This window comes from Dactylosporangium sucinum (assembly GCF_014647515.1).
GTDB classification, from domain to species: Bacteria; Actinomycetota; Actinomycetes; order Mycobacteriales; family Micromonosporaceae; genus Dactylosporangium; species Dactylosporangium sucinum.
Map to the genome: position 1 here is coordinate 211,915 of NZ_BMPI01000004.1, position 23,092 is coordinate 235,006.

The 23,092-nt window shown below is 67.8% G+C and carries 23 protein-coding genes and 3 tRNA genes; 18 read left to right on the forward strand and 8 right to left on the reverse strand.

Going from position 1 to position 23,092, the window contains the following annotated elements:
* The first annotated feature begins 54 nt into the window (after positions 1-54).
* From IEZ31_RS05150 to IEZ31_RS05180, 8 genes are all read left to right on the forward strand, one after another.
* A tRNA-Glu gene (locus IEZ31_RS05150) sits at positions 55-127 on the forward strand.
* Between the two features lie 21 nt (positions 128-148).
* A tRNA-Asp gene (locus tag IEZ31_RS05155) sits at positions 149-222 on the forward strand.
* A gap of 13 nt (positions 223-235) precedes the next feature.
* A tRNA-Phe gene (locus IEZ31_RS05160) sits at positions 236-309 on the forward strand.
* A 656-nt stretch (positions 310-965) separates the two neighbouring features.
* Complete coding sequence (locus IEZ31_RS05165) at positions 966-1,187, forward strand: hypothetical protein (protein ID WP_190248551.1); 222 nt, start codon at positions 966-968, stop codon at positions 1,185-1,187.
* Between the two features lie 70 nt (positions 1,188-1,257).
* Positions 1,258-1,578 (forward strand): hypothetical protein, encoded by a 321-nt coding sequence (locus IEZ31_RS56085; RefSeq protein WP_229834227.1) that lies wholly within the window; start codon positions 1,258-1,260, stop codon positions 1,576-1,578.
* 275 nt (positions 1,579-1,853) lie between these two features.
* Entirely contained in the window at positions 1,854-2,885 is a 1,032-nt protein-coding gene (locus IEZ31_RS05170; RefSeq protein ID WP_308429352.1) for an ABC-three component system protein, read from the forward strand.
* A complete protein-coding gene (locus IEZ31_RS05175; protein ID WP_190248553.1) occupies positions 2,879-3,364 on the forward strand; it encodes an ABC-three component system middle component 2 in 486 nt (161 codons plus the stop codon). Before IEZ31_RS05170 ends, IEZ31_RS05175 begins: the two co-directional genes overlap by 7 nt.
* The gene (locus IEZ31_RS05180) at positions 3,361-5,214 is read left to right on the forward strand and encodes an ATP-binding protein (RefSeq protein WP_190248554.1); all 1,854 of its coding nucleotides are present in this window, start codon (positions 3,361-3,363) and stop codon (positions 5,212-5,214) included. The genes IEZ31_RS05175 and IEZ31_RS05180 overlap by 4 nt, the downstream gene beginning before the upstream one ends.
* Before the next feature lie 104 nt (positions 5,215-5,318).
* Here IEZ31_RS05180 and IEZ31_RS05185 read toward each other — a convergent pair whose 3' ends face one another.
* Positions 5,319-5,852, reverse strand: coding sequence for a GNAT family N-acetyltransferase (locus tag IEZ31_RS05185; protein WP_190248555.1), 534 nt, complete (start codon positions 5,850-5,852; stop codon positions 5,319-5,321).
* 14 nt (positions 5,853-5,866) lie between these two features.
* A complete protein-coding gene (locus tag IEZ31_RS05190; RefSeq protein WP_190248556.1) occupies positions 5,867-6,283 on the reverse strand; it encodes a hypothetical protein in 417 nt (138 codons plus the stop codon).
* A gap of 201 nt (positions 6,284-6,484) precedes the next feature.
* Here IEZ31_RS05190 and IEZ31_RS05195 point away from each other — a divergent pair, with 201 nt between their 5' ends.
* From IEZ31_RS05195 to IEZ31_RS05205, 3 genes are all read left to right on the forward strand, one after another.
* Positions 6,485-6,799 carry a tyrosine-type recombinase/integrase gene (locus tag IEZ31_RS05195; protein ID WP_190248557.1) on the forward strand — a complete coding sequence of 105 codons (315 nt, stop codon included), beginning with the start codon at positions 6,485-6,487 and terminating at the stop codon, positions 6,797-6,799.
* 61 nt (positions 6,800-6,860) lie between these two features.
* A complete protein-coding gene (locus IEZ31_RS05200) occupies positions 6,861-8,564 on the forward strand; it encodes an ATP-binding protein (RefSeq protein WP_190248558.1) in 1,704 nt (567 codons plus the stop codon).
* Positions 8,565-9,196: 632 nt separating this feature from the next.
* Positions 9,197-9,751 (forward strand): Uma2 family endonuclease, encoded by a 555-nt coding sequence (locus IEZ31_RS05205; RefSeq protein WP_190248559.1) that lies wholly within the window; start codon positions 9,197-9,199, stop codon positions 9,749-9,751.
* A 411-nt stretch (positions 9,752-10,162) separates the two neighbouring features.
* On the opposite strand, the gene IEZ31_RS05210 is transcribed toward IEZ31_RS05205, so the two are convergent.
* Together IEZ31_RS05210 and IEZ31_RS05215 are read right to left on the reverse strand one after the other, a co-directional pair.
* Positions 10,163-10,936 (reverse strand): ABC transporter permease, encoded by a 774-nt coding sequence (locus IEZ31_RS05210; protein WP_190248560.1) that lies wholly within the window; start codon positions 10,934-10,936, stop codon positions 10,163-10,165.
* Positions 10,933-11,988 carry an ATP-binding cassette domain-containing protein gene (locus IEZ31_RS05215; RefSeq protein ID WP_229834229.1) on the reverse strand — a complete coding sequence of 352 codons (1,056 nt, stop codon included), beginning with the start codon at positions 11,986-11,988 and terminating at the stop codon, positions 10,933-10,935. Before IEZ31_RS05215 ends, IEZ31_RS05210 begins: the two co-directional genes overlap by 4 nt.
* Before the next feature lie 223 nt (positions 11,989-12,211).
* Here IEZ31_RS05215 and IEZ31_RS05220 point away from each other — a divergent pair, with 223 nt between their 5' ends.
* Positions 12,212-12,931 carry a helix-turn-helix domain-containing protein gene (locus IEZ31_RS05220; protein WP_190248561.1) on the forward strand — a complete coding sequence of 240 codons (720 nt, stop codon included), beginning with the start codon at positions 12,212-12,214 and terminating at the stop codon, positions 12,929-12,931.
* Here the strand turns inward: IEZ31_RS05220 and IEZ31_RS05225 are convergent.
* Together IEZ31_RS05225 and IEZ31_RS05230 are read right to left on the reverse strand one after the other, a co-directional pair.
* Entirely contained in the window at positions 12,928-13,242 is a 315-nt protein-coding gene (locus tag IEZ31_RS05225; RefSeq protein WP_190248562.1) for a ribbon-helix-helix domain-containing protein, read from the reverse strand. The two genes, IEZ31_RS05220 and IEZ31_RS05225, sit on opposite strands and share 4 nt — an antisense overlap.
* Positions 13,224-13,508 carry a hypothetical protein gene (locus tag IEZ31_RS05230; protein WP_190248563.1) on the reverse strand — a complete coding sequence of 95 codons (285 nt, stop codon included), beginning with the start codon at positions 13,506-13,508 and terminating at the stop codon, positions 13,224-13,226. The genes IEZ31_RS05225 and IEZ31_RS05230 overlap by 19 nt, the downstream gene beginning before the upstream one ends.
* Positions 13,509-13,554: 46 nt before the next feature.
* Between IEZ31_RS05230 and IEZ31_RS05235 the strand changes: the two genes are divergently transcribed.
* Positions 13,555-14,292, forward strand: coding sequence for an NAD(P)H-binding protein (locus IEZ31_RS05235; protein WP_229834231.1), 738 nt, complete (start codon positions 13,555-13,557; stop codon positions 14,290-14,292).
* Here IEZ31_RS05235 and IEZ31_RS05240 read toward each other — a convergent pair.
* On the reverse strand, positions 14,279-15,733 hold the full coding sequence (locus IEZ31_RS05240) for a fused MFS/spermidine synthase (RefSeq protein WP_190248565.1): 1,455 nt from the start codon (positions 15,731-15,733) through the stop codon (positions 14,279-14,281). The two genes, IEZ31_RS05235 and IEZ31_RS05240, sit on opposite strands and share 14 nt — an antisense overlap.
* Before the next feature lie 18 nt (positions 15,734-15,751).
* Between IEZ31_RS05240 and valS the strand changes: the two genes are divergently transcribed.
* The 3 genes from valS (at position 15,752) to IEZ31_RS05255 (ending at position 19,548) form a co-directional block, all read left to right on the forward strand.
* Complete coding sequence (valS, locus tag IEZ31_RS05245) at positions 15,752-18,235, forward strand: valine--tRNA ligase (protein WP_229834233.1); 2,484 nt, start codon at positions 15,752-15,754, stop codon at positions 18,233-18,235.
* Positions 18,235-19,041 carry a TrmH family RNA methyltransferase gene (locus IEZ31_RS05250; protein ID WP_190248667.1) on the forward strand — a complete coding sequence of 269 codons (807 nt, stop codon included), beginning with the start codon at positions 18,235-18,237 and terminating at the stop codon, positions 19,039-19,041. Before valS ends, IEZ31_RS05250 begins: the two co-directional genes overlap by 1 nt.
* 111 nt (positions 19,042-19,152) lie before the next feature.
* Entirely contained in the window at positions 19,153-19,548 is a 396-nt protein-coding gene (locus IEZ31_RS05255) for a TraR/DksA family transcriptional regulator (protein ID WP_190248567.1), read from the forward strand.
* On the opposite strand, the gene IEZ31_RS05260 is transcribed toward IEZ31_RS05255, so the two are convergent.
* Positions 19,532-19,768, reverse strand: coding sequence for a histidine kinase (locus tag IEZ31_RS05260; RefSeq protein ID WP_229834235.1), 237 nt, complete (start codon positions 19,766-19,768; stop codon positions 19,532-19,534). The two genes, IEZ31_RS05255 and IEZ31_RS05260, sit on opposite strands and share 17 nt — an antisense overlap.
* Positions 19,769-19,813: 45 nt before the next feature.
* Here IEZ31_RS05260 and IEZ31_RS05265 point away from each other — a divergent pair, with 45 nt between their 5' ends.
* Both IEZ31_RS05265 and IEZ31_RS05270 read left to right on the forward strand, forming a co-directional pair.
* Complete coding sequence (locus tag IEZ31_RS05265) at positions 19,814-22,441, forward strand: ATP-binding response regulator (RefSeq protein ID WP_229834237.1); 2,628 nt, start codon at positions 19,814-19,816, stop codon at positions 22,439-22,441.
* On the forward strand, positions 22,438-22,818 hold the full coding sequence (locus tag IEZ31_RS05270; protein WP_190248569.1) for a response regulator: 381 nt from the start codon (positions 22,438-22,440) through the stop codon (positions 22,816-22,818). Before IEZ31_RS05265 ends, IEZ31_RS05270 begins: the two co-directional genes overlap by 4 nt.
* The last annotated feature ends 274 nt before the right edge of the window (positions 22,819-23,092 follow it).

The following is a 23,092-nucleotide window of genomic DNA, read 5'->3' on the forward strand; positions in this document are numbered from 1 at the left end:
GCCGGATGGGAGCAACACCGCGGACATCGCAACGTATGCGATGATTGCGGGGCCGCCCTCATCGTCTAGCGGCCCAGGACGCCGCCCTTTCAAGGCGGTAGCACGGGTTCGAATCCCGTTGGGGGCACGACCGGGTTTCCCGAAACCAGGTCCTGTGGAGCAGTTGGAGTGCTCGCCGCCCTGTCAAGGCGGAGGTCGCGGGTTCAAGTCCCGTCAGGACCGCAAGGCCCATCTTGGGCAGGTAGCTCAGTCGGTACGAGCGTCCGCCTGAAAAGCGGAAGGTCGGCGGTTCGACCCCGCCCCTGCCCACAAGCTCTTCGCCGGGCTTACAAGTCCCCGACCTGCGGAAACGCGGTCGGGGATTTTTGTTTCCCGGGTCCGGCGGTTGACCGCTGTTGCCCGTCTTTGGCCCCGGTTGGCCGTGGCTAGTTGCACGCATGTTGCACGGCATGAGCGGGTCGCTGCGCCTCCTCAAGCCCTCCGTGTACCCGTCGTCCACCCTCTGGGGAACGGGGCGCCGGCGGGGGCTGCCCCGGTGAGTACGGACCGCGAGGGGCGCGCGGACGCTTGGCAGCCCCCGCTGGCGGCTCGTTGGCTTGCCTGGACGGCGGGGGTGCGGAGGGCGGCCCACCGGAACCCTGAGGCCCCCGGCTGGAGGCCCCGCCGGAGGCAAAGAGCGTGACTATCGGATCAGGCGGCAGGGAGCGCAGCGACCGGTGTCTGACGGGAGCGACGGTCGTGCGCCCGACGGACCGGAGTCATGGGCGGCTGTCTGCAGTCGGCCAGCTGCTGGTCAGACAGGCCGTCGGCGCGGCAGGTCAGCCTGCTTCGCAGCTCCAACTCATCATTGCCCTTGCGGCCACGCCTAGCCACCGACCTGGATGCCGACCGGTGGGCCGTGGTTATCCAACACCGTGGCCAAGGTGCAGCGGCGTCTCACTACCGTCTTAGTACACTCGGCCTCCATGACGACGATCTACACCACCCAAGAGTGGAGCGGCCACGGGAAGCAGAACTACTACCGGCACGAGTACCGGCTCGAAGGTGACACCATCGTCAAGTACAAGTGCCACAGGCAGAAGTTCTTCGATGGCAAGGAAAACAGCTGGCACGAGGACGAGACGGTCGTGGACTCGTGGGGGGTTGACGATCCGAGCATTCCCGACTGGCTCAAGCAGCACCTCTGATCGTGCACCCTCAACCCATGACGTCGCTCAGACGTTGAAGCGGAGTTCCGCTACATCGCCGTCAGCCATCGTGTACTCCCTGCCCTCGATCCCGTACCTTGCCGGCAACGCGACGGTGACCGAGGCCCGCCGCTGGGTCACCATGCAGACCGTGGCCCGCGACGCCTACGGCTTCCGCAACCCGTCAACCAACGGTTACGCACCCGGGCCGCGACCACCCGCCGAGGTCGCGGACACCTCGACGTCCGTCAAGTCCGTAGAGCCACCATCGTCGGGCGGGAGCTGGCTTGACTTCTCGAAGGCGTGCTGCGGGCCTGTGGGCGGGTTCCCGGCCGGCGGGTTTCCGGCGCCGGCGCGGAGCGCGGGCGCCGCTTGCCCGCCGAGCTGGTGACCGCACGCGGGCTGCGCCGAAGGCGCCTTGATCTAGTACAGCCGGATTCGGCAATACTGTGCGCCATACCTGGTGACCCGATCGGCCTGCACATGCGCAACAAAGGTTCAGCAGCGGCAGACCTAATACTCTTCAAATTCGCCAAGTCTGATGGCACAATCAGGACACGCGGTCAGCGTCCATGAGGGGGCGGAATGGCGGCTCGGCATTCGGCCAGCACTCAACGGTCGAACGTTTCGGAGTTGCCGCCCCCGAGCGGTTCTGGCGTGACCACCATGGCGAACCTAGCCGGTGGACCGCCGCCCACTCCTCGTCAGCGCATTCACTTTTACTCCCCAGACGAGTGGGAAGAGTTCATTTTGGAGTGGGCGACCGGGCTGGAGGAAGATTATTTCCAGCTGGTGCGCATCGGGGGTTCGAACGACAAAGGGGCTGACGTCGCCGGATTTCTCACGCGCCATCGTTTCGAGGGCGAGTGGGACTGCATGCAGTGCAAGCATTATGAGCAAGGCCTTCAGCCGGCTGAAGCTTATGAAGAAATGTTCAAGATGATCAGGTCGGTTGTTGAGGGCTACTACACGATGCCTCGACGCTACCTCTTCTTGGCTCCTCAAGGATGCGGTAAGTCTCTCAAGAGACTGTTGAGTGCTCCGTCACAGCTGCGCACAGGCTTCCTCAATAAGTTCAGTGGCTCCAAACCCCTAGGCGAGGGGCTCGATCCAACTCTGCTTGCAAAAATCCGGGCTGTAGCAGAGACCTTGGATTACAGCATGTTTCAGAATGTGGAGATCCATGAAATATTGGAGATTCACAAACGGACCCCATACTATTGGCACCGGTTTGGTGGCCCTCTGCCGGAACGGCCGCCAGTGATCAAGCCTCCGGTGGAATTGACTGCCGATGAGGCTCGTTATATCGAACACCTAATGAGCGTGTACACAGAACGGTACGGCGTTGGATCGGCCGGCATTGCCGAGATTCTGACCCATCCACAGGCGTTCAGGCACCTCAGCCGGCAGCGAGAAGCGTTCTTTAGCGCCGAATCACTTCGTGCGTTTGCTAGGGATAGTGTGCGTCCAGGCACGTTCGAAAGATTGCAGGATGAGGTCTACCACGCAGTGGTTGAGACTCATGAGCGGAACTTCTCGGATGGGATGGAGCGCCTGACGTCCGTCTTGGAGAAGGCGGCGGGCCTGACCCTAACCTCAAGTGCGCTGATTTCCGTGTCCGATCCACTGGACAAACGGGGAATTTGCCATCAACTTGCAAATGTGGATCGCCTAAAATGGTGTGATGTTCAATGCTGAACGAACCCCTTAACGGCCCACTGGAGACCGGTCTACGAGCGCTTGCAATTCTGGATAGCGCTTTTCCTCGTTCGTTTGATCTGGCTACTCTGGCTTTCCTTGATTACTGTGTGGTGCATTCGCAGGAGTTTGGCGGGCCCGAAAGTCTGCATCCTGCAGTGCCAAATCATGAGAGCGAGATTGCGGTCAAGCAAGAGCTCTTGGAACTTGGCTTGCAGGTAATGGTAAGAGCAAGGCTAGCCACCCTTCGGATAACTCCAGACGGCATCGGATACGCTGCCAGCGATGCCGCGGCAGGGTTTATAGAACTACTCGAATCTAGCTATATGCACGAGTTACGCGACCGCGCCGATTGGGTCAACGAGCATTTCGGTGGACTGGATAGCGCAGAGCTTCGCGGTCAGATGTTTCGACTCGGTCGGCACACTTCGGCACTCACCCACAGAGATGTGGCAGCGGGCGAGGAGGCTACCTCATGAGCGCCCTACGACTGATTCGCCTTGTCTTCCTCGGCAAAGAAGTTTCGCCAGCGACTGTTACTTTCGGACCCGCACTCACTGTAATTTATGGTGCGTCAGACGCGGGGAAGTCGTACATCGTTGATGCAATCGACTTCATGCTCGGCGGGAAGAGGCTGAAGTCGATTCCCGAGGCCGAACTGTTTTCGACGGTAATGCTCGGCGTCGAGCTGCCTGACGAGAGTCGTATAACCCTCGTTCGCCGAATGTCGGGAGGGCAGTTCAGCGTTTACCTCTCCGATCTTACGGACTTCCCCAAGGGTCCGGCGGATTTCGTCCTTGCTCCTGCCAACAATCAGGCATCCGCAAAGCGCCAAAGCGTGTCGCGCTTTTTCCTTGAGCAATTAGGAATGGGGGGTCGGAAGCTGCGCAAGAACAGGATGAATGTAACTGTCCCCCTCAGCTTCCGGAACCTTTGCGCCCTGTGCATCATCGATGAGACGAAGATGCAATCTCCAGTCCCCCCGCCTTTGTCCGGGCAGCATGTCACAGCGACTGCTGAAGTTTCGACATTCAAACTCCTTCTTCAAGGCGAGGACGATTCGGCGGTCGCACAAGAGGCTGACGCCCTGGAAAGACGGAAGATAGGCAAAGGGCAGATCGAGGTTCTTGAGAGACTGCTCCGGGATCTCGAGAACTCGATGGAGGAGTCGGATACCCCGATTGGCCTGTCAGGTCAACTCGCTCGACTGGTTCGATCGGTCGAAGAGCAGGCGGCGGCGATCAACTCAGTGCTGGAGTCGCGTAACGATCTCCTTCGGGAACATGCGGCGGTCGCACACCAAGGTGACGTGCTCGAGACACGGCTGCGTGAGGTAAACGAGCTCACTGCTCGTTTCGAATTGTTGCGAGAAAAGTACGACTCCGACCTGGAGCGCTTGGAGATGGTCCGAGAGGCTGGCGGCCTTCTGGGATTCTTCAAGCCGGGTGTATGTGTGTTCTGCGGCGCCGAGGTTGAGCACCAGAACGCAGGTGCGCATATGGCCGAAGAGGTGACGGCGTTCGGCGAGTCAGTCTCTGCTGAGATCCAGAAGACCATTGCACTTCGCGGCGACCTCGTTTCAACGATTGCAGACCTAGGCGATCAGCGAAGCCTGCTGGAAACTGAGATCCGAGATTTCTATGGGCGTATGAATGGTTTCCGAAGCTCGATAGAAGCGCTCGATAATGAGTTGCGCCCGCGCCAGAGCGAAATTAATAGCTTGCTGACGAAGCGCTCTGAAATCGAGCGTAAGCTTGCTGCCTTTGCGCAGATTGAACGGATTGAGACCCTAAGATTAAGTCTTCAGCCAGGTCCGGCTGAAGAAACTCCAGTCGCTCCAGGTCTGAACGACCGTGCGCTCCGCGAATTTTCGGAGACTGTAAAGGTGGTCTTGAGTGAATGGGGCGTACCAGTAGGAGACAGCATCCGTTTCGGCAAGTCGGAGAACGACCTTCTAGTCGACGACCAGCCTCGCGCATCCCGCGGAAAAGGGATGCGTGCCATCCTCCACGCTGCGTTCACGTCAGCTTTGGCGCAGTACTGTTTCTCCAGGGATTTGGAGCATCCTGGATTCATTGTCTTGGACTCTCCGCTAGTCACCTACCGCGAGCCTGACCCTGGTTCGGCTGACCAACCAACTGAAGAAGAGTTCGAGACCGTGGCGTCCTCGTTCTACAGATATCTCGACGGTCAGTTTCTAGGACAGTCGATCATCGTGGAGAATACCGATCCGCCCGAGAATCTGTCCGAGGATGCGGTCCTCGTTCACTTTACGAAGAGGCCAGGCAGCGGACGCTATGGGCTCTTTCCTGCTTTGACCGCACGTTGAACCGAGTGCGCCGACTCAACTTGCGCACCGACGAGGCGGCTTGTGTATCTGGCTTCCGGGATCGTGGTCCTGCGGCGCGCTCGTCGGCATCCGTCACGCCCCACCTATCCCTCGTCGGCGAGCACTGCGAAGAGCAGGGAGTCGCGCCAGCCGCCCGAGGTGTAGACGTGGTGGCGTATGCGGCCCTCGTACTGCATTCCAAGGTTCTTCGCGACTGCGACCGAGGAGTGGTTGTCGGGGCCGATGGCGGCCGAGATGCGATGCAGTCCGAGCGTCTCGAACCCGAAGCTGATGAGCGTCCGTGTGGCGTCGGTGGCGTAGCCGTGGCCCCAGTGGTCGGCGCGGATGGCGTAGCCGAGCTTCGCGGCCTGGACGCCGTTGAAGCCGAGTCGAGCGAATCCGATCAACTCGTCGGCGTCCGGCAGTGTGACGGCGAGGTAGTACTCCGTTCGCGGTTCCTGCTTTGCGCGCTCGATGGCGGCGTTGATCAGGGCGGTGACCTCGGCGCGGCTGCGGCTGTCGAAGGAGAGCCAGGCGGTCACGGCGTCGTCGCCGAAGATCTGAAACGCGCCGGCCGCATTGTCGGGGCGGAACTCGCGCAGGACGACGGTGCGGCCGGTGAGGGTCACGGGGTACATGCCCCGATCATCGCTCAGCGCGTGATCGCCTTCAGCGGGGTGCGGGTGAAGTCCTCGATGGCTTCGATGAGCTCGGCTGCGTCCTGGGCCAGGCCGGCGCGGACGATCGCGGCCTGAACACGCTGCGCGGACTGCACCACGCCGTTGATGCGCTGCTCGGGTGGGAGGTCGAGCACTGGCGCGAGCGCTTCTTCGGCGCCCTCGATGTCGCGGTCGGCGAGACGGGCGATGGCGAGGTTGGTGTGCGCGCCGGCCTGGTCGCCGAAGGCCCATGCCGGGTCGTTGCGGTTGCTGAAGGCGTCCACGGCGCGTGTGGAGTAGCTGATGGCGTCCGTCGCCTGGGCGGGCAGCCACGCGAGGGCGTCGGCGGCGTAGTAGAGGGTTTCGCGGGCGGTTGAAGACGCAGATGCCGCCCAGCTCGTCGACCTCATCGGTCGTCACGCGGTCCCACGCGTCCTCCGCAGCATGGATCGCCTGCATCGCCTGCTCGGTGTTCCCCAACGCGGCGTGCGCACGGGCGGCGTTGAGCGGAAGCCAGACCGCCGTGGTGCCGCCGACGTTCGCGACGTACGTCGTCCCCTGCTCGGCGTAGCGCAGGGCCTCGGTGTAGCGGCCGGGCGGGCAAGGAGCGGGTGTTCGTCGGCCGGACCGGCTCACCGATGCGCGGCGACTCCGTTCGGCAAGCGTTCGTTCGCGCTCGCGCCAAGGTCGACATGCCGGGGTTCCGGTTCCACGATCTGCGCCACACCGGCCAGACGCTCGCCGCGTCGACCGGCGCTACGGTGAAGGATCTGATGCGCCGCCTCGGTCACGCCTCCCCGGTGGCGTCGTACCGCTACCTCCACGCCGTCGACGGGCGGGACGCCGAGATCGCCTCGGCACTGTCCGAGCTGGCAGCCCACGGCAACGCGGCAAAGCTGCCAAGGGCGATCGTGATGAAGCACTAACCCGGCTCTGGAGTGGCACGGCGAGCCGCAGAAGTCTCTGCTGAGTTGGCTGGGTGCCGTTATGGCAAGTTATGAAGCCCTTGTTACGGCCGGGCTGGCTGCTTACAAAGGCTTCATAACCTGTCATACTGCCGTTGTGACGATCCGAGTCGGTGCCAAGTACACGGTGCAGCAGTTCGCCGCCCTCATCGAACGGGAGACGCACCAGGTCGAACTGAAGACCGGTGCGAGCCCGAGCAAGCTCCAAGAGGCCATGGTGGCGTTCAGCAATGGTGATGGCGGCGTGATCTTCATAGGCGTGACGGACAAACGAGAGGTCGTCGGACGCAAACTGGATCAAGGTACCGACGATCAGATCCATGAGGCAGCGCTGGCCGCTCATGATGTTGGCCGCTACGCGGTCAAGGAAATTGATGTCGACGGCAAGGCCGTGGTTGCAATTGTGGTTAAGAGGCGTGAGGAAGGATTCGCCCAAACCAGTGATGGTCGGATCCTGGTACGCAAGGGAGCGCGTAACGTCGCGTTGTTCGGCGCTGACGCCTGGGAATTCATGAGCAGTCGCAAGCTTCGGAGATTCGAGCGGGCAAACGCCGAAATCTCTCTGGATGACTGCGACTCGGACGCCTTGCTTGAGCTATCCGAGGTATATGGATGGTCACTGTCGTCGCCCGACCTTTGGGATCGTCTTGGCGAACGCGGGCTGGCGGTTGGCGAGAATCTCACCATCGCTGGGGCGTTGTTCCTCACAAAGCCGTCGGATTCGCTACAGCTGAACAAAGCAATCGTGGAGGTCAGAAGATATCCGGACGACGGAACCGACTATGACCGCCGGGAGGTCTTCGACGGCCCGCTTCCTGCGCAGGTTCGTGGAGCGACCAAGTTCATAACAGATGAGCTCGGGAGTGATCTAGTGGTGACCGGGCTCTACCGGTACGAAATTCCAAAGCTTCCAGAGGTGGTCGTTAGGGAGGCTATCGCCAACGCGGTAGCGCACCGAAGCTATGAGATCAACCGCACCGCAATTCTGGTCGAGATCCGTCCGGATATCGTTGTAGTACGGTCTCCAGGCGGCTTGCCCGAGCCGGTCACAGTCGAAACAATCCGGCAAGCACAAGCGGCCCGAAACCCGGACATCATCGACGTTCTACGACGATTCAGCCTCGCTGAGGACGCAGGCCGAGGCATCGACGTCATGGAGGACGAGATGGAGGAAGCCCTTCTCGATCCGCCCGAATTCATCGACGATGGCATATCGGTAACGGTGCGTCTCCCGCTGCAAGGTCCGATTACTCCACGGGAGCGAGCATGGGTCTCGGACTTGGAGCGGCAGGGACGAATTTCTGGTTCGGATAAACTGCTTCTCGTACATGCTGCGCGCGGCAACGAGCTAACGAACGGAGTCGCACGAGGAATTCTTAAGACGGAAGACAGTGGCGTAGCTCGTCGTGCGCTTCAGCGACTCCGTGATGCGGAACTGCTCGAGCAAGTTGGCGAGAGGGGCAGTTCGACGTATTACCTTGCTGAGTCGATCGCTCCTCCGGCGGCTTATCGGTTCTCGCTCCATCAGCTTATTGGCATGGTGCTGGATGCAGCGGAGATCGAGGAACTCTCGAATGAGCGCGTCCGGGAGCTTACAGGACTTAACAGGCAGCAATCCTTGACACTGCTTCAGCAACTCGTGCGCGACGGTCGTCTCCTGCAAACTGGATCACGGCGTGGAACTAGGTATGTTCTGCCGGCGGACGACGATGAGGGCCTCTTCTAGAAGGGCACGCACGGGCGGCGTCAGTTGTTGCACGTGAAACGCACGTGTGAGTGGGGGATGGGGTCTGACCAGCGGTTATGGGTCTCCCTGAAAAGCGGAAGGTCGGCGGTTCGACCCCGCCCCTGCCCACAAAGCTCTTCGCCGGGCTTTGCAAGACCCCGACCAGCGGAAGCGCCGGTCGGGGTCTTTGTTGTTCGCCACCTGCCGCGAAGATCGTTATGTAGCAACGCCGGACTTCAGGACAGCGGACGGTCACCGAGGCATGCCGCAGCCTGACCTGCGGCAGGTCGCTGGCCGCATGGACGACACCGAAGACGTGTGACCCAGATCAAGCAGGGCGATGTCTCCGGCCAGAACGTCCTGGCGCGGCCAACTCCACCAGGCCGTCCACTTCGACGACGACCCGCTGCGAGGAAGTCCTCCGGCCCGGTCTCCGGGTGCCATCTACCCGCCACGGCGCACACAGTATGCCCGTCGGCGTAGTTACGCGGCCCTGGACTGGGCCACCGGATCCCGATTCCGCACCTTCGGAGAGGACGGCAGCGGCGGCTTGGCCGCGGAGCCAGGTCCGTCGCCATGAGACACTTACTGTGGGTGTGTGGCCGACGGCTGTCCCTCGGAGGTGGTCAAACATGAGCGTGGCGACGATCGAGCACGCCGGACCCTGGAACGAGGACGATTACCTGGCGTTGGGTGAAACGCCGAATCGGATCGAACTGATTGATGGGAGCCTGCTGGTGAGTCCCGCGCCGAACTCGCGCCACCAGCGAATCTCCCGCCGCATCGCCAACCAGTTGGACGCCCCCGCGTCGGGCTCAGGTCTGCACGTGTACGAGGCGGTGAACGTTCGGCTGCACACTGACCGCCTCGTCATCCCCGATTTGGCTGTGGTGGACCTGGAGGACGATTTCGTCGTCATCGACGCGGCACGGGTCGCCCTTGTCGGCGAGATCGTGTCGCCTGGCAACGCAGCGGCAGACCGCGTCATGAAGATGCACCTGTATGCCGCCGCACGAATCGAGTGGTACCTCCTTGTCGAGCAGGAGTCACCAGACTCGCTCACCCTCAGACTCAACCGGCTGGACGGCACGCACTACGTCGAGGATTCGGTGGCCAAGTCGGGCGAGACCCTGGCCGCCGTCCATCCGTTCCCGTTCCGGCTGGACACCCACTCCTTGCTTGTGTAGCAGTGCGTGTAGCAACGGCGCCGTACAGCGGCGACCATCGGCAGCCAGGGCCGGACGCTTCGGCGAGGTCAGGGGCTCCTCGAGGCCGGTTTCCCCGAGACCTGAAAAGCGGAAGGTCGGCGGTTCGACCCCGTCCCTGCCCACAAAGCTCTTCGCCGGGCGTTGCCAGACCCCGACCAGCGGAAACGCCGGTCGGGATCCACCACCGGTTCGAATCGGTCGGGCCCGAGCGTCGCCGGTCACTCCGGTGATCTGCTCCGCCCGCGTCGCGGCGTGCCACGGGCAGCACCAAGCCGCCGCCCGGTCGATCTCGGCCGCGGGAATCCCGTCCGGGAGGCTCGCCGGGTGGACCCTACGGCCTCGGGGCCGCCAGACCAGACGGTCTGACGGCCCCTGCCGGTTTTTGTGTGGTCAGGCCTTGTTGTAGGTCCTCTTGGCCCAGAGGTACGAGCCGGCGCCGATGCCGGCGCACCAGGCCAGCGCGATGGCCGCGCTGTTGCCGATCGGGGTGCCGAGGAGGAGGCCGCGGACGGTCTCCATGATCGGGGTGAAGGGCTGGTACTCGGCGAACCAGCGCAGGGCCGTGGGCATGGAGTCGGTGGGGACGAAGCCGCTGCCGAGGAAGGGCAGCAGGATCAGCGGCATCGGGGCGTTGCTGGCCGCCTCGGGGGTCGGGGACTTCAGGCCGAGGGCGACCGACAGCCACGTGACGGCCACGACGAACATCGTGAGCATCCCGGTGGCGGCCAGCCACTCGACGGCGGTGGCGTTCGGGCGGAAGCCGATCGCCAGCGCGATGCCGATCAGGACGGCCATGCCGAGGAGCTGCTGGATCACGCTGCCGACGACGTGGCCGGTGAGGACCGAGGCCCGGGAGATCCGCATGGTGCGGAAGCGGGCGACGATGCCTTCGGTCATGTCGCTGGCGACCATGACCGCGGTTCCCGTCGCGGCCGTGGCGGCCGCCATGAGCAGGATGCCGGGCACGACGTAGTTGACGTAGACGTCGCGGCCGCCGCCGAGTCCGTTGCCGAGCGTGCCGCCCAGGACGTAGACGAACAGCAGCAGGATGATCACGGGCGTGATGACCAGCTGCACGGTCATCGACGGGTAGCGGAGCAGGCGCTTGAGCTGGCGCCGGACCATGGTGGACGAGTCGCGGGCGGCGAGGGCGATGGTGCTCATCGGATGGTCTCCTTCTGCTGGCCGGTGAGGGTGAGGAACACGTCGTCGAGGTCGGGGGTGTGAACGCTCAGGTTGTCGATGTCGATCGAGCTTTCGTCGAGGAGCGCGAGCAGCTCGCGGATCGCGTGGACGCCGCCGTCGCTCGGCACCTGCAGGGTGAGCGCCTCGGGGTCGGCGATCCGGGCGCCGAGGAGCCGCTGAGCGGCGTCGAGCACGTGCGCGTCGGCGAAGGTCAGCTCGATGTGGCCGCCGGGGATGCGTCGCTTGAGCTCCTCGGCGGTGCCCTCGGCGATCAGCCGCCCGTGGTCGAGCAGCGCGATGCGGTCGGCGAGCTGGTCGGCCTCCTCCAGGTACTGCGTGGTGAGGAAGATCGTGACCCCGCTCGCGACGAGCTCACGCACGATCTGCCACATGGAGCGCCGGCTGCGCGGGTCGAGGCCGGTGGTGGGCTCGTCCAGGAAGATCAGCCGCGGGTCGCCGACCAGGGTCATCGCCAGGTCGAGCCGGCGCTGCATGCCGCCGGAGTACGTTCCGGCCGGCTTGCGTGCCGCGTCGACCAGGTCGAAACGGTCGAGCAGCTCGGCCGCCCGGCGCTTGCCGTCCCGCCGGGACAGGTGCTTGAGGTCGGCCATGAGGAGCAGGTTCTCCTCGCCGGTGAGCAGCTTGTCGACGGCCGAGTACTGGCCGGTGACGCCGATCGCGCCGCGCACGTCGTCCGGCCGGCGGGCCAGGTCGTGACCGGCGACCTCGACCGCGCCGCCGTCGGCCGGGATCAGGGTGGACAGGATCTGGACGGTGGTGGTCTTGCCGGCGCCGTTCGGGCCGAGCAGAGAGAAGATCGTTCCTTCGGGAACGGCCAGGTCGACGCCGTCGAGGACGACCTTGTCGCCGTACGACTTGCGCAGCCCGTTCGCCGCGATGGCCAGGCTGCGGGCGGTGATGTCGCCGTAGGCGGTGGTGGCGTGGATGCTCAGGTCGGCGGTGCCGGTGAGCCGGCCGGCGGGGACGTCCAGGACCGCGGCGACCGGGGCGGGGGTCTCGAACTGCTGCATCGTGCTCGCCTCCGTGGCGTTCGGCGTGTTTCTGACACCGGAAACGCTACGTTGCGTTCAAGAATCAGGCAACATCACCGTTGCACAAGACTAGCAAAGTTCCAGCTCAGAGGCGGAATATTGTTGCAACGGCTGTGAATTTAACGCAACGAAAGCCACGGCGGTCGTTGCAACGGAAGAAGGGTGAACGCTATGCTGGCGGCGTCGGCGAAGGGAGATCACGATGCCGGGCGGCAGGCTCACCCAGCAGGACCGTCACCAGATCGCGGCCGGGCTGGCCGACGGGCTCGCCTACGCCGAGATCGCCCGGGGCCTCGACCGCCCCACCTCCACCATCACCCGCGAGGTGCTGCGCAACGGCGGCCCCACCGGCTACCGGGCCGACCTGGCCCACCGCGCCACCGAACACCGCGCCCATCGCCGCCGCCAACCCACCCCGCGCGCGGCGAGCGCGGCCCCGCAATCAGACGGGCGTGACCCGGACGCCGTGCGAGAGTACGAGGAGGTGTTCACCACCCTGCTCATGCAGCAGGGGCTGCCCAAGATGATGGCCCGCGCCCTGACCTGCCTCTTCACCAGCGACGCCGGCAGCCTCACCGCCGCCGAGCTGGTCCAGCGCCTCCAGGTCAGCCCGGCGTCCATCTCCAAGGCCATGGCCTTCCTCGAAAGCCAAGGCCTCATCCGGCGTGAACGCGACGACCGCCGGCGGGAACGCTACGCCGTCGACAACAACGTCTGGTATCAGTCCATGGTCGCCGCCGCCCGCTCCAACGCCCAGCTCGCCGAGACGGCACGCCAAGGCGTGAACATCCTCGGCCACGGCACCCCGGCCGGCGTCCGCCTCGAAGGCATCGCCCGCTTCATGGACTTCGTCGCCGAGAGCATCGCCCGCGCCGCGGAGCAGGCCCGCGACGTCCTCTACACGAAGGCCGAGACCGGCTAAGCGGCCTTGCGGAGGGTGGTCAGCGCGCGCAGCGCGTCGGCCAGCGAGATCGGGCGGTCGTCCGCCTCGGTCGCCAGGCACTGCTCGACCATCTGGCGCATCAGCGTCGACGGCTTCAGGCCGCGCCGCTCCGCCACCGTGGCCAGCTGCTCGGCGAGCGTGGCCGGTAAGCGAACCGAGTACACGGCCATCGTCTCGCCGTCGGGCTTGGGCGGGAGCTGGGCCGGGGCGTCGGTATAGGCGATCTGCCCCGCCGCCACGGCGCCGGCCAGCGCGTCCAGCTGGTCGTCGGTCAGGCGTCCGTCCTGCATGATGCCTCCCACCCCTCGAACTCGGCGAGCTGGGCCGGGGTCATGTCGAGTGCGCCGACGATGAGCCAGTCCAGGCCGCCCTCATGCCGCAGGACGACGATCAGCGGTCGTCCGGCCGCGGTGCGGGCCCAAACGCTGAGGACCGGGAGGCCGAGCGCGACACCCGATCTCGGGAGCCTGCGATCCGCGTTCAGCGCTTCGAGCGCCTCCCACGGCTCAATCCCGATGAGTGCCGCCAGGGTCGCCGGCCACCAGCGGTAGGGCATACCCCCAATGTACGACGCCCGTATTACACCGTCCATACTGGCGTACATGATCGCGGTGACCGGGGCGAACGGGGCGGTCGGCCGCCGGGTGCTCGAGCGGCTTCCCGAGGCCAGGGGCCTGACCCGCCAGGACGCCGAGTATCGGGACACCGACGCCATGGCGAGGGCCCTCCGCGGGGTCACGACGCTGCTGCTGGTGTCCGGGCGCGAGTCGAAGGACCGGGTCGCCGAGCACAAGAGCGCCGTCGACGGTGCCGTCAGGGCGAACGTGCAGAGGATCGTCTACCTGTCGTTCTACGGCGCCGCGCCCGACTGCACGTTCACCTTCGCGCGCGACCACTGGCACACCGAGGAGCACATCAAGCGCTCCGGCCTGCGCTGGACCTTCGTCCGCGACAACCTCTACCTGGAGATGATCCCGCGGTTCGCCGGGGCCGACGGCGTGATCCGCGGCCCCGCCGGCGACGGGCGGGTGGCGGCCGTGAGCTACGAGGACGTGGCGGAGTCGGTCAAGAGCGTGCTGATCGCCGACCACGACAACGCCACCTACAGCCTCACCGGCCCGGAGGCGTTCACCCTCCACGAGGCGGCCGAGGCGTTCGGCCTGCGCTACCACCCGGAAACGATCGAAGAAGCCCACGCCTGGCGTCAGGGCGCCCCGTTCGAGGTCGAGGGCTGGGTCACGTCGTATACGGCGATCGCCGCCGGCGAGCTGGCCGGCGTGACCGACCACGTCGAGCAGCTCACCGGCCGGAAGCCGCGAGGTCTCCCTACGAGAACGTGAGCAGCTGGTCGACCGGCGCGTGGTCGTCGGTCAGCACTTCGGCAGCGCCGACGAAGTCTCGCAACGAGGCGCCCGCGACCACCTCCGCGCCGTCCGGCGGCGAGAACGCGTGCAGCGGCGCCGTCGAGGCCAGGACGACGAAGTTGCTGCTCACCCGGCCCGCGACCGCCTCGGGCGGCGCGACCAGCGCCACGTGCGGGAACACCGCCGCGATCGTGGCCAGCTCGGCCCGCACAAACCGGCGGGCGGTGCCGTCGATGACGTTGAGCGCGTAGACGCCACCCGGCCGCAGGACGCGCCGGACGTCCTCGACCAGCTCACGCGTGGTCAGATGCCAGGGTACCGCCAGATGCCCGAACGCATCGCCGATCACAAGATCCTTCGAGGCGCCGGCAACGAACGAGAGATTCGCCCGAGCGTCCCCGGTCACGACCCGCAGCGACGGCCCGGTCCGCAGGCCGAGCCGGCGCCGGTCCAGCTCGACCAGCTTCGCGTCGAGCTCCAGCACCAGGCTGTCGGTGCCGGGCCGGGTGGTGGCGAGGTAGCCGGGCATCGTGAACCCGCCCCCGCCGAGGTGCAGCGCGTCGAGCCGCCCCGGGGGCAGGGTGTCCACATAGGACGCGATCCAGCGGGTGTACGCGAACTCGAGGTGCCGTGGATCGTCCAGGTCCACATAGGAATGCTGAGCGCCGTTGAGCAGCAGGGTGCGCCCCGACGGGCGGGCCGGGTCGGCCGTGACGGTGGCGCAGTGGTACGCCGTCTCGACCTCGCACGGGTCCGGCGCGACGATGGCGACGGGCACGCCGCACGCCACGACGGCGAGCGCCACGGTCACCGGCGCGCGCTTCCGCCAGTACCCCATGAGCAGAAAGCCGGCGAGGGCCAGGATCCCCGCCAGTCCGTAGAGGATGCCGCTCGTCGGCACCGCCGCCACCAGCACGAAACCCGTCCCGAACGTGGCGGTGATCCCGCCGAGCGTGCCGACGCTGGACAGCTTCCCGACCACCCGCCCGGTGTGCCCGAGGTCGCCGAGCTGGAGCTTCACGATCAGCGGGGTGACGGCCGACAGCAGCGCCGCCGGCACGAACAGCGTCATCATCGCCAGGAGCATCACGCTGCCCGGGTCGGTGCCGCGCAGCCACTGCCCGGCGGCGCGGACGAGGGGCAGGGTCGCCGCGGTCGTCGCCGCGCCGAGCAGGAGCAGGGGCGAGAGCAGCTTCGCCGGGTCCAGCCGGCGGTCGGCCAGCCAGCCGCCGGTCCACGCGCCGTAGGCGATCGCGCCGAGCGCCACGCCGATGATGGCGGTGCTCGTCTCCAGGGTCACCCCGACGTACGGCCCCACGAGGCGTAGCCCGGCGATCTCCAGCACGAGGACCGCGCCGCTCGTGAGGAACACCAGGCCGGCGGCCACCCGGTTATTGAGAGGTCTGCCAGTCGTCACCGCTCTAGCATGGGGCACATGCCCGATTCGACGCGTATCCCGGACCGTCCCAGCCTCGACGGACTCGAGGAACGCTGGGGCAAGGTATGGGACGCCGAGGGCATCTACCGCTTCGACCGCACCGCCGACCGCGCCGACGTGTTCTCGATCGACACCCCGCCGCCGACGGTGTCCGGCGCGCTCCACATCGGACACGTGTTCTCCTACACGCAGACCGACCTCATCGCGCGCTACCAGCGGATGCGCGGCAAGACGGTGTTCTACCCGATCGGGTGGGACGACAACGGCCTGCCGACCGAGCGTCGCGTGCAGCTGAACTACGGCGTGCAGTGCGACCCGACGCTGCCCTACGACCCCGGGTTCGAGCCGCCCGCCGCGCCCGGCAGGACGCCGGTGAAGGTGAGCCGCCGCAACTTCGTGGAGCTCTGCCACCGCCAGACCGAGCACGACGAGCGCGCCTACGAGGCGCTCTGGCGGCGGGTGGGCCTGTCGGTGGACTGGACCCACCTCTACACCACCATCGGCGACCGGGCGCGGGCCACCGCCCAGCGCGGCTTCCTCAACGCGCTCGCCCGCGGCGAGGCCTACGCGGTGGACGGCCCGACGCTGTGGGACGTGACGTTCGGGACCGCGGTGGCGCAGGCCGAGCTGGAGGACCGGGAGCGGCCGGGCGCCTACCACCGGCTCAAGTTCGGCGAGTTCCTGGTCGACACCACCCGCCCCGAGCTGCTGCCCGCCTGCGTGGCGCTGGTGGCGCACCCGGGCGACGAGCGGTTCCAGCCGCACTTCGGCTCGACCGTCCGCACCCCACTGTTCAATGTGGAGGTCCCGCTGCTGGCCCACCACCTGGCCGACCCGGAGAAGGGCACCGGCCTGGTGATGGTGTGCACGTTCGGCGACCTGACCGACGTGACCTGGTGGCGCGAGCTCGACCTGCCGACCCGCACGGTGATCGAGCGCAACGGCCGGCTGACCCTGCAGGCGCCGGCCGGCGTCGGCGAGGACGACTTCGCGCCGCTCGCCGGCCTGACCGTGCACCAGGCGCGGGAGAAGGTGGTGGCGCTGCTGCGCGCCTCCGGGGAGCTCGACGGCGAGCCGCGGCCGGTCACGCACGCCGTGAAGTTCTACGAGAAGGGCGACAAGCCGCTCGAGATCGTGGGCACCCGGCAGTGGTACATCCGCAACGGCGGGCGGTCGCCGGAGCTGCGGGCCGCACTGCTGGCCCGGGGGAGCGAGCTGACCTGGACGCCGGAGCACATGCGGTCCCGCTATGAGCACTGGGTGGAGGGCCTGACCGGGGACTGGGTGATCAGCCGGCAGCGGTTCTTCGGCGTGCCGATTCCCCTGTGGTACCGCCTGGACGCCGACGCCAGACCGAGCTACGACGACCCGATCGTGCCGGAGCGTCTCCCGATGGACCCGAGCAGCGACACCCCGCCCGGGTTCGAGGAGGTCGACCGCGGCCGGCCGGGCGGCTTCGTCGGCGACCCGGACGTGATGGACACCTGGGCGACGTCGTCGCTGACGCCGCAGATCATCGGCCACTGGCTGGACGACCCCGACCTGTTCGGTCGGGTGTTCCCGATGGACCTGCGTCCGCAGGCCCACGAGATCATCCGCACCTGGCTGTTCACCACGGTGCTGCGCGCCCACACCGAGCACGACGTGCTGCCGTGGAAGCACGCCACCATCGCCGGCTGGATCATGGACCCCGACCGGAAGAAGCTCTCCAAGTCCAAGGACAACGCCAAGGACTCCCCGGAGGAGCTGCTCGAACAGTTCGGCGCCGACGCGGTGCGGTACTGGTCGGCCAACGCCCGGCCCGGCGTGGACACGGCGTTCGACACCAACCAGCTGCGGGTGGGCCGGCGCCTGGCCACCAAGCTGCTCAACGCTTCGCGCTTCGTGCTGTCGTTCGGCGGCTCGCCCGACCCCGCGCTGGTGACCGCCCCGGTCGACCGGGCCCTGCTCGGCGCGCTGTCCACCGTGGTCGCCGAGGCGACCGCGGCCTTCGACGCCTACGACTACGCGCGGGCGCTGGAGCGCACCGAGCAGTTCTTCTGGTCGTTCTGCGACGACTACCTGGAGCTGGTGAAGGCCCGCGCCTACGGCGAGGCCGGGCCGGACGAGGTGGCGTCGGCCCGGGCCGCGCTGGCCGTGGCCCTGTCGACGCTGCTGCGCCTGTTCGCGCCGTTCCTGCCGTACGTGACCGAGGAGGTGTGGTCGTGGTGGCAGACCGGCTCGGTGCACCGCGCGCCCTGGCCCACTTCCCCGCTGCCCGGTGACGTGCTGCCGTTGACGGTGGCCGCGTCGGTGCTCGGCGAGATCCGCCGGGCCAAGTCCGGCGCGCGGCAGTCGATGCGCGCCCCGGTGTCGCTGCTGGAGATCGCCGGCCCGGCCGACGTGCTGTCGACCGTCCGCGGCGACCTGGTGGCCGCCGGCAACGTGCGGGACTGGTCCGTCACCGACGCGGCGGAGCTGTCGGTTACCGTCACGTTGTGATGGAACTCCAGGCCATCGGGGTTCAGCACCCCGCGGTTCGGCAGGTGCAGCACATCCAGAACAACACCGCGCCGAATCGGTACCGGCTGTTCGTCGCCGAGGGCCTGTGGGCGCACAACATGTTGCTGGAGCACAACGCGCCGATCGACACGTTCTTCTGGTGCCCGGAGGCGATCTACGCCGACGAGGCCCACCGCCGCGCCGAGGAGATCGCCGCCCGCGCCGAGCGCTCGTACCGCATCTCCCTGCGCACACTCGAGAAGATCTCGGAGCGGGACAAGCCGGACGGGCTGTTGTCCTTGGCCGCGCTGCCGCAGTGGGCGCCGGAGGACCTCCGCCTCGGCCGCCAAGCGCTGGTCCTCGTGGCCGACGGGGTGGAGATCCCCGGCAACCTGGGCACGCTGATCCGCTCGCTGGACGCGTGCGCGGCCGACGCGCTGCTGATGACCAACCGCAAGACCCGGCTGACCCACCCGAAGGTGATCCGGGCCAGCCAGGGCACGATCCTGACCGTCCCGACGCTGGAGTTCCCGGAGGTCGCCGAGGCGGTGGCCTGGCTGCGGCGGCACCGCTTCACGGTGTTCCTGGCCGACACCGACGAGGCCATCAACTACCGCAAGGCGGACTTCTCCGGACGGACCGCCCTGGTGGTCGGCAGCGAGCGGTACGGCATCGGCAACGCCTGGTACGACCACGGCTTCCAGCGCGTCGCCGTGCCCATGCTCGGCTCGGGCGACTCGCTGAACGTCTCGGTGTCGGCCTCGGTCCTGCTGTACGAGGCGCGGGCCCGCAAGTCCGGCTGGTAGGGGTCGGTGGGGGAGCCCTCACGAAGCGGGGGAGAACAGGTTTGCGGCACTCCTCCCGTGGGCACTCCGGAAGCCAATCATTTCCGCACCACAACCAAGCCGGGGGCCCACATGCTCGTCCATCCTGAGACCGTCGTCGCCACCAGTGCCCCGGGCTCCGGCGATGTCCGGACGCAGGACCTGCACGAGGCGCTGACGGCCCGCCGGCAGGAGCTCGAGACCGAGTACGCCGAGGCCGTCGCCGAGATGACGCTCGCGGGGGTGGTCGACGCCGGGGACGACGTCGCCGACCTCGGGACCAAGGCGTTCAACCGGGAGCAGGAGTTCGCCCTCGCGCTGTCCATCCGCGAGCGCCTGGACCAGGTGGACCGCGCGCTGGACCGGCTCGCCAGCGGCCGGTACGGCACCTGCGAGACCTGCTCGCAGGAGATCCCCGTCGCCCGCCTGGCCGCGTTCCCGGCGGTCACGCTGTGCGTGGCGTGCAAGTCCGTCAGCGAGCGCCGGTAGCGTTCAGCCGCTCGACCAGGTCGAGGGCGCGCTGGGCCGCGCTCTGCAGGTGGGGGAGGTAGTCGGCGGCGGCCGGGGTGCCGGCGAGGTCTTCGGCGAGAAACGTCGTGTAGTTCATGACCGCGCCGAGCGCGTTGGACAGGTCGTGCGCACACGCGGCCACCTCGGCGCGGAGCTCGGCGAGCGCCTCGTCGCCCATCCGGCCCTCCTGGCTGTCCAAGGGTGACTAGAGTGAGTCCCGTCGAAAGTAACGGGGCGTAATCGGATGATAACTCTAGTCACAGCATTGCTGGTCGCGGCGATCTTTGCGCGAGCTCTCGCCAGTTATCTCCGCGAGCGCGATCCGGTCCAGCGGGACATCACGCTGATCTTCCTGCCCACCCTGTTGTTGTGCGGCAACGGGGTGTTCCGCGACCTGGCGGGCCGGCCCGTGCCGACCCTCGTCGGGGTGGTCTCCACGGCGCTGCTCCTCCTCCAGCCCTACTTCACGCTGCGGCTGACGGCCCGCCTGCGCCGCGTGCCGCGCTGGGTCACCCGCACGCTGCTGGTGCTCCTGCTGGTCAGCGTCGTCGTCGTGTCGGCGGCGCCGCGGCCGCTCGGCCTGGGGTACCTCATCATCGTCACCTCGACATTCACCGTCACCGAGGTCCTCGCCGGCACCTTCCTGCTCAGCGGTGCCCGGCGGCGCTGCGGCGCGGCCCGGGTGCGGCTGCGGCTCGCGGCGTTCGCCACGTACCTCTTCGCGGTCATGATGCTGGCCCTGTTCGTCGGCGCGGTGCAGCACCCGGGGGTGAGCAACTGGCTGTCGACGGGCGGCCGGATCGTCGGCCTGGTCTCCGCGGCGCTGTACCTGCTCGCCTTCGCGCCGCCGGCCTGGCTGCGCCGGGTCATGTCCGCCACCGTCTGGTACGAGGCGACCGAGGACCTGCAGCGCCTCCCGGCCGAGGTCAGCACCGGCCAGGTGTGGCGCCGGTACGTGCAGGTCGTCCACGAGACCACCGGCACCGACGTGGTGCTGCTCCTCGACGCGTCGCTCGACCGGATCGCCGGGGTCTGCCGATCCGGCACCGCCCTGCCGCACGACCGGCTGACCGGGTTCACGCTCGACGAGCTCACCATGGCCGGCCGGCCGGTGGACCTGCCGGGCGACCATCCGCTGGCCGAGGCCACGGGTGCCCGGGTGGCGACCGTCCTGCGGCTGCGGGACAACCGCGCCCTGCTCCTCGTCGACCGGTACCGCGCGCTCTTCACCGCCGACGACCTGCGCCTCGCCGGCGTGCTCGGCGGCCAGGCCCGGCTGCTCGCCGAGCGCAGCGAGGTCATGGCCGAGCAGCGGCGCCTCGCCGAGCAGCTGGCCGAGTCGGTCACCGCGCTCACCGACGCCAGCCAGGCCAAGAGCGACTTCCTCGCCGGCATGAGCCACGAGCTGCGCACGCCGCTCAACGCGATCATCGGCTTCAGCGACCTCATGCGCGCCGAGCAGCCCGACGGCGACCGGCGCAGCGTGCCCGCCGAGTGGGTCGACCACGTGCACAGCAGCGGGCGGCACCTGCTCGGGCTGATCAACGACATCCTGGACCTGGCCAAGGTGGAGGCCGGGCGGCTCGAACTGCACCCGGTGCCGCTGCCCCTGGACACCGCCGTGGGCGAGCTGGTCGACGGGCTGCGTCCCCTCACCGACAACAAGGGGCTCCAGGTGTACCTCGACGTGCCCGCGATCGCGGTGCGCGCCGACCCGCTGCGGTTCCGCCAGATCCTCGACAACCTGCTCTCCAACGCGATCAAGTTCACGCCCGAGGGCGGCCTGGTCGCCGTCACCGCCACCGCGGCGGGCGACGAGGTCGCGGTCACGGTCGCCGACAGCGGCATCGGCATCGCCCTCGCCGACCAGGAGCGGGTCTTCGAGGAGTTCCAGCAGGTCGGCCCGGCCGCCCAGCGCCACGCCGGCACCGGGCTGGGGCTGGCCCTGACCCGCCGCCTGGTCGAGGCCCACGGCGGCACGATCGCGCTGGCCTCGGCCCTGGGCGAGGGAAGCCGCTTCACCGTGCGTCTTCCGGCGGCGGTACCGGCACCGTCGCCGGTCCGGTCGGTCGAGCCGCCCGGCCCGGCCCGCGGCCGCGTGCTCATCGTCGACGACGACCCGCGCGCCGCCGAGCTGCTGCTCACGTACCTCGCGACGGCCGGCTACCACGTCCGCGTCGCACCCAGCGGCGAGGACGGCCTGGCCGCGGCCCAGGAGTGGCGCCCCGACGCGATCCTCCTGGACGTGATCATGCCCGGCCTGGACGGCTGGGACGTGATCCGGTCGCTGAAGAGCTCGCCGCTGCGCGACATCCCGGTCTTCTTCGCCACGATCATCGACGACCGCCGCGCGGGCCTGTCCCTGGGCGCCGCCGACTTCTTCGTCAAGCCCGTCGACCACGGCGCGCTGCTGGCCCAGCTGGCCCGGCACATCGCCCCGACGGACTCGGCGACGGTCCTGGTCGTGGACCGCGACGACCACACCCGGGCGGTGGTCGAGCAGCAGCTCCGCGCCGGCGGCATCGAGGTCGTGACGTGCAACGACGGCCCCGAGGGCCTGCGGCTGTCCCGCGACCGCCGGTTCGACCTGATCATCTGCGACCTGGAGATGCCGGACGTCGACGGCTTCGCGCTCCTGTCGGGCCTGGAGGTCGACCCGGCCACCCGCGGCATCCCGGTGCTGGCCCTGACCGAGCCCGACCTGTCCGACGCCGACCGCCGCCGCCTGACGGGCAAGGTCATCGGCACGGTGCCCCGCAGCGCCGCCGCCTCCGACGGCCTGCGCGAGTGGATCGACCTGGCCGCGGTGGCCAGCACGCTCTCCGACGCCCGCGCAACCGCACCCGCTCCTCAGGAAGGCGCCCCGACATGAGCCGAATCCTGCTGGTCGAGGACGAGGAACTGAACCGCGTCCTGGTCCGCGCCATCCTGTCCCGGGCCGCGGACGAGTCGGTCCGCTCGGTGGAGCTGGTGGAGGCCGGCACGCTGGAGCGGGCGAGGACGGCCCTCTCGGAGACGGCGGTCGACGTGATCCTGCTGGACGTCAACCTCCCGGACGGCAACGGCCTCACGCTGGCCGCCGACCTGAGCACCCGCGAGGACCGCCCGCAGGTGATCGCGTTGACGGCGAGCGTCCTGCCGCACGAGCGCGCGGCCGCGATGTCCGCGGGTTGCGACGCTTTCCTGGACAAGCCGTACGCGGCCCAGGCCTTGCTCGACCTCCTGGCCGCCCACCTACCCCGCCCCTGACGGGGCTCGCCGCCCCCGCGCCGCTACCCCCGCGCCCCGCGCGGCCGGCCCGCGCCGACCCGCACCTCGGGCCCCGCGCTGCTACCCCGCCCCGCCCCGCGCTCCGCGCTGCTGCCCGCCCCGCGCTGCTGCCCCGCGCCGCGGAACCCCTCACAGGCTCGTCACCCCTCACCCGGTCGGTGACCCACCTTGGTTTGGGGGGAACCCGCGCGTGGGTAGGTGGGTGGACGCTCACTCCCGACGGCAAACGGGGAGGAACGGGTGCAGACTCTCG

Coding starts and splice junctions, on each gene's coding strand:
- IEZ31_RS05165 (WP_190248551.1), top strand. CDS start 966: ATGACGACGATCTACACCACCCAAGAGTGGAGCGGCCACGGGAAGCAG.
- IEZ31_RS05170 (WP_308429352.1), top strand. CDS start 1,854: ATGGCGAACCTAGCCGGTGGACCGCCGCCCACTCCTCGTCAGCGCATT.
- IEZ31_RS05175 (WP_190248553.1), top strand. CDS start 2,879: ATGCTGAACGAACCCCTTAACGGCCCACTGGAGACCGGTCTACGAGCG.
- IEZ31_RS05180 (WP_190248554.1), top strand. CDS start 3,361: ATGAGCGCCCTACGACTGATTCGCCTTGTCTTCCTCGGCAAAGAAGTT.
- IEZ31_RS05185 (WP_190248555.1), bottom strand. CDS start 5,852: ATGTACCCCGTGACCCTCACCGGCCGCACCGTCGTCCTGCGCGAGTTC.
- IEZ31_RS05190 (WP_190248556.1), bottom strand. CDS start 6,283: ATGAGGTCGACGAGCTGGGCGGCATCTGCGTCTTCAACCGCCCGCGAA.
- IEZ31_RS05200 (WP_190248558.1), top strand. CDS start 6,861: ATGGCAAGTTATGAAGCCCTTGTTACGGCCGGGCTGGCTGCTTACAAA.
- IEZ31_RS05205 (WP_190248559.1), top strand. CDS start 9,197: ATGAGCGTGGCGACGATCGAGCACGCCGGACCCTGGAACGAGGACGAT.
- IEZ31_RS05210 (WP_190248560.1), bottom strand. CDS start 10,936: ATGAGCACCATCGCCCTCGCCGCCCGCGACTCGTCCACCATGGTCCGG.
- IEZ31_RS05215 (WP_229834229.1), bottom strand. CDS start 11,988: ATGCAGCAGTTCGAGACCCCCGCCCCGGTCGCCGCGGTCCTGGACGTC.
- IEZ31_RS05220 (WP_190248561.1), top strand. CDS start 12,212: ATGCCGGGCGGCAGGCTCACCCAGCAGGACCGTCACCAGATCGCGGCC.
- IEZ31_RS05225 (WP_190248562.1), bottom strand. CDS start 13,242: ATGCAGGACGGACGCCTGACCGACGACCAGCTGGACGCGCTGGCCGGC.
- IEZ31_RS05230 (WP_190248563.1), bottom strand. CDS start 13,508: ATGCCCTACCGCTGGTGGCCGGCGACCCTGGCGGCACTCATCGGGATT.
- IEZ31_RS05235 (WP_229834231.1), top strand. CDS start 13,555: ATGATCGCGGTGACCGGGGCGAACGGGGCGGTCGGCCGCCGGGTGCTC.
- valS (WP_229834233.1), top strand. CDS start 15,752: ATGCCCGATTCGACGCGTATCCCGGACCGTCCCAGCCTCGACGGACTC.
- IEZ31_RS05250 (WP_190248667.1), top strand. CDS start 18,235: ATGGAACTCCAGGCCATCGGGGTTCAGCACCCCGCGGTTCGGCAGGTG.
- IEZ31_RS05255 (WP_190248567.1), top strand. CDS start 19,153: ATGCTCGTCCATCCTGAGACCGTCGTCGCCACCAGTGCCCCGGGCTCC.
- IEZ31_RS05265 (WP_229834237.1), top strand. CDS start 19,814: ATGATAACTCTAGTCACAGCATTGCTGGTCGCGGCGATCTTTGCGCGA.
- IEZ31_RS05270 (WP_190248569.1), top strand. CDS start 22,438: ATGAGCCGAATCCTGCTGGTCGAGGACGAGGAACTGAACCGCGTCCTG.